Annotated in this window: 2 protein-coding genes; both read right to left on the reverse strand. The window is 49.6% G+C overall.

All coding sequences use genetic code 11. From position 1 onward, the window contains the following. Positions 1 to 185: 185 nt before the first annotated feature. Entirely contained in the window at positions 186 to 3533 is a 3348-nt protein-coding gene (locus A1332_RS00265; RefSeq protein WP_064006592.1) for a VPA1262 family protein, read from the reverse strand. A gap of 114 nt (positions 3534 to 3647) precedes the next feature. Beyond that, complete coding sequence (locus A1332_RS00270) at positions 3648 to 4142, reverse strand: MerR family transcriptional regulator (protein ID WP_064006593.1); 495 nt, start codon at positions 4140 to 4142, stop codon at positions 3648 to 3650. Between the last annotated feature and the right edge of the window lie 367 nt (positions 4143 to 4509).

Here is a 4509-nt window from a genome sequence, read left to right on the forward strand (position 1 = left end):
TTTTTCAACACAATCGGCCAAAAGCCGACGCAGAACACTCAATTAACCACTGACAGAAACTCCCCTGATTTCTGCCAATGAGCTGGTTAGCTTCAGAATCCAGGTGTAGGTGTACGCGCTGCGTATCTTGTAGGGTATTCCAATTGACAAGTCATTAATTGGTACGTAATTTCAAGCCTGTTTGGCTACTGCTCTCTTGACGACAGGAGCTCTTCCACTTGGCCGAGAAATTTAGCCAGCTCACCCCACTTACCAACACCTCCCGAACACCATTCGTCCATATGCCTGACCATCGCTACCTCTTGCGCATCACGCGACAACCGCTCTAATTCGTTGTCATTCATGCCGCGCTGGTGCAGGTAGTATTCGGCCCACTTGCTAAAAGCTAATATCCAAAGTGAGACAGTTAGAGCCGTGTCCCAACGTGCCCAGTTAGAAGTGCTAGCGAGGGGCTGTTGCACAATCTGGCGCTGCTTCTTCAAAATCGCCTGCATCAAATTTAAGGTGACCTTCTGCCGCTCGTCGCTGCTGTACGCAAAGAGGAAGGCAGTAATGTTGGTCGTTTGGCCCTCTCGCTCACGGTTAAACAAAAGTGTTGGATCATTCTGTTGCGGTTCCAGCATACCACTCAGTTCTTGAGCCCAGATTTCACAGACATCGTCGGTGTTGGCGAGATCCTTCTGTAACAAGGGGAATATCACATCCTGAAACAGCCAAGGCTCTGCCCAGGACAATTGTTGCATGTGCCCGCGCAAGGAGTCGATCAACCGTTTTAGTTCGTCTACTAGGACTTTCTCCGGCAGAGTCGCGTGCAGCGCGTCGACTAAACCTTTGTAGATATCAGCTTTCTTGTCATTCTTTGCCGCATGGTTAATCATCCAGCCTAGCGTTCTTACCCGCTCCGGATAGGTAAAGCCAGCGACCAAACCCAACACGTTAGCGAGCCCTCCCGGCTTTTCCAGCTCAATTTCAATCGCATTCAGCCCTATCCATTGTAGTAATCCATTGCTGCTGCGAACGAGAAGGCTCCGTTGTACTTCGCTCATTTCAAACTGCGCTGATAGAGAAATTTCGCTGACGATCTGGCTCAATAGTGACAATCGCATCGCGTCCGAACCCTGCGGCTCCTCCGGTACGACGGCCATTTGGACTTCGGCAATTGCCAGCAGAGCGTCTGGGGCGTACCACCACAGAAACTTAATAGCGAAGAACTCCGGCCAAGTTAAGGCTGTGTATTTTGTTGGGTGGGATAAATGATGTAAGTGATAGGGACCATGTAACAGAGCCGTTAGTGATTTTCGAAAGAATTTTGCATCAATCACGGCTAATTCCCCACCCAGCTCGTCAAGCGCACTGTCAAACGATACCTGAAGGAACTGTGATAGCAATTCCATAAATTTACGTTCGGATTCGAGTTCAGGAAAGCGATAGTCCCCAAAGCGTGAATGAGCAAGCATATCGCCGAGTACATCCCAAGTTATCGTGAAGTTCGCTATGTCATCTGCCTGCTGGTCTAGGCAATTTTTCAGCCCTGCGGTTTCGGGCAGTGCGAGCGAATTATCTGTGAGCAACCCCAACAACGCCATCCTCTCCTTCAAAAAATCGCCACTCAATCCTTGTAGCGACAACTCGCCAGTCCATGCGCTTAATACGTTACCTGCTTGGGTCTTCTCGAGGAAACGAAGTGGTTCGTAGCGTGGCCGAGCAGTAGATGATACTGCTGAATCGAAGAGAAGTTGCATGGTGGGATTCGTGATCTTGCCGGCGAGTTGCACAGCCTGCGCTGCTTCCTCCAACAATTCGGACTTGTATTGCTCGACTTTCAGCAGGACATCGGAAGGAATCGGAGTGACCAACAGAGGGTAGTTTTCTGCGGCATACTGAAACGAGTTGGAGAGATGGAAACCTGCGACTGGAAGACTGTCCTGTCCCATAATCAAGATGTAGCGATCATGCAGCCGACCTTCCTTTAGCCCGTAAATGCGCAATTTAACCCATTTCATTCGTTGGCAGTTTTGCTCACAATTTGCCAATAAATTGTTGATTCCATCCCGTACGGTATTGTCTGATTTCCTACGCATGAGTTTCTCTTCCCTGGTTGACTTAGGCAAGGATCTGAAGACGATATAATCAGCCTTCTCTGCCGCACAGATAAACAACAGGCCCAAGCCGACATCCTCGAAATAGGGATCGAAAATGACCATTTGACACTGCTGATATTTGGCCAGCAGAGCCTTGAACCACTCTACGAATTGCAGCCGTCCCTCGCCATCACTTTGGCCCCAGCGAAGAAAAAACCGACACTCCGATTTCGGCGGATGGAGTCGCGCAAAAAGGGATGCGAGATCGCGGTTGGCTGGAGCCCAAGGATCGTTACGCCTGCCGATAAGGTTGCTATATCCGAGATTACCGTGATTGATCGTTAAAGCCGCCTTTACCCGTGCAGGATCGCGCGACTGCGTGGTTTTTTCCAGCCAGTCAAACTTAACCGGACTAGCCCCATGGCCTACCACATGCCCCTGAGAGTGGATTTCTCGAAAATAATATACGCGCCACCTGCAACATAGGGTGCCTGTACGGGAATTATCACCACGGAAACCGAATATCTCTAACTCGGTGCTGTCGGCGATCGCCTGCAGTGATTCGTCCAGCTCGAATTTGCAGTCAAACATGTTTTCCGCATCAGGTTCCGCTTTAGCGATGCTTGAGTAGACGACTTGGCTATCGTTTGTGATGCACAGGCGGAACTGGAAACTGCTGAAATAAGGCAACTGCATCGGATTAAATCGAACAATTAGGGCGAACGAGTCATCGGCCCAGTTCACGTTCAATAAGGGCCGTTCCAGGTCGTCCAGCGCAGGAAAGACCAGCAGCTCGATGTCGCCAAATCGGGCAGCATCGACACCACCGAACTCCAAACCTGTATCCTCATTGAGGTGCTTGACCACCAACTCAGTTAAGTCCACGTCGTAGTCTTGGCCTAGGCGGAAAAGAGTCCCCTTATTGGCCTGGGTGATTGAAGCGCTAAAAGCCCCAGCTCCGCAATGCGGACTGGACGGTGCTTGCCGGTCATGTGCGTCGCGGTTAAAAAGATAGGCAACGGGCCGGTAAACTAGGTCATCGGTAGAAAGTGCAGTGTTTCCGAACAACTTTTTTAACTTGCTTGAGAGTCTGAGCGTCAGTTTTTCGCTGATTTCCGATATGGTCTGTCCGGCGCTCAATTGCCTTAGAAGTTCCTCGCAGTAGACACTTTTGATATAAAGATTAAGGCGGGTAATCTTAGCTTTGGCTTGCGCCAAGGGATGAAATTTATCGTTGTCACTGAAGGACCATTCTTCATTAGAATAGCTGTAAGGAAGTAGGCGACCGTAGAAGATACGATTTTCAAGCGACTGTTTGGATTTGATTTGCAAAACCCACAGTTGTAGTGCGCAGTTGTGATCATCCTTAGAAAACAACCGCGTTAGCCGGCCATCGTTGAGCAGGTCATCTAGAACAGGAATTATCGGTTTCTTGTCAGTAATTTTTCGCATTCTATTGTTGCTACCTATTCAGGGATGACCAACTTTTTTGAAGATATGCCAACGTCAGGTCCGGTTGACAATTCAGACATTCTCAATAAAAACTTACCGGCAGCTCAGGGTCGTTCACGGACAACTCGGATCCCAAACCAGACGACCAATGTTGGTCAAATCAACGTTCTTATTCACTGGACAGTCCGGGCAATACTGGCGATTGGGGCGATTTTGACAATTTCCGCATTGGCGGATCAGCATATCCGCCCGCTCCAAGTCTCGATCCAGTTCTTCCAAATCCTCCAGCAATCCTCGAATTCTTGTTCGCAAATCTTGCAGGAGTGGCTGCATCGCGGCTGATGCTTCTTTGCCGGAAGCACATTGCTGCCGGGTTTGAGCGAGCTTTTGCACCGATTCCAGTTCGATGCCGACACGGCCAAGCTGCAAGGCGATAGCCATGCGTTTCATATCTTTCCGGGCATAAAGACGTGTACCGCCTTCGGTGCGGTCGGGGGCGATGAGTCCTAGTTCCTCGTACAGGCGAATCGTTCTCGGCGTAGTGCCGAGTTCATCGGCCAATTCACCGATTTTAAGAACATCGCGCTGGTGTTTAGGCGGCAGGCGCATAATGGGTTACAAAATATAAGGTAGACGTCACATAGTGTAGGTATTGCACCAACCGAATACAAATTCTCCTTCCAACACTGCCTACCAGATACTTTGAACTTCTAACCCCCCTTCTCCCGCCGGGAGAAGGGGGATGAGTGGGTTAAATCAGTTACGCCCTCACCCTGGCCCTCTCCCGGAGGGCGAGGGGACTTTTACTGTAATGTGCCAATGTGTATTAAATCTGAGTAATTGGTATTTCTGAGATTTTTGTCAGGAATGACAGGCAAACACGACTAACAGGCAAGCCCGATACTATTTAAGGAACGTAGATGTTTACCGAGACAACATGCAAACACCCATCGAAGCCCAGCCTTGTATGATGAAT

This window comes from Methylomonas methanica, from assembly GCF_001644035.1.
GTDB lineage: Bacteria > Pseudomonadota > Gammaproteobacteria > Methylococcales > Methylomonadaceae > Methylomonas > Methylomonas methanica_A.

Excerpts from the sequence above, each read along its gene's own strand:
- A1332_RS00265 (WP_064006592.1), bottom strand. The coding sequence starts at position 3,533 with ATGCGAAAAATTACTGACAAGAAACCGATAATTCCTGTTCTAGATGAC.
- A1332_RS00270 (WP_064006593.1), bottom strand. The coding sequence starts at position 4,142 with ATGCGCCTGCCGCCTAAACACCAGCGCGATGTTCTTAAAATCGGTGAA.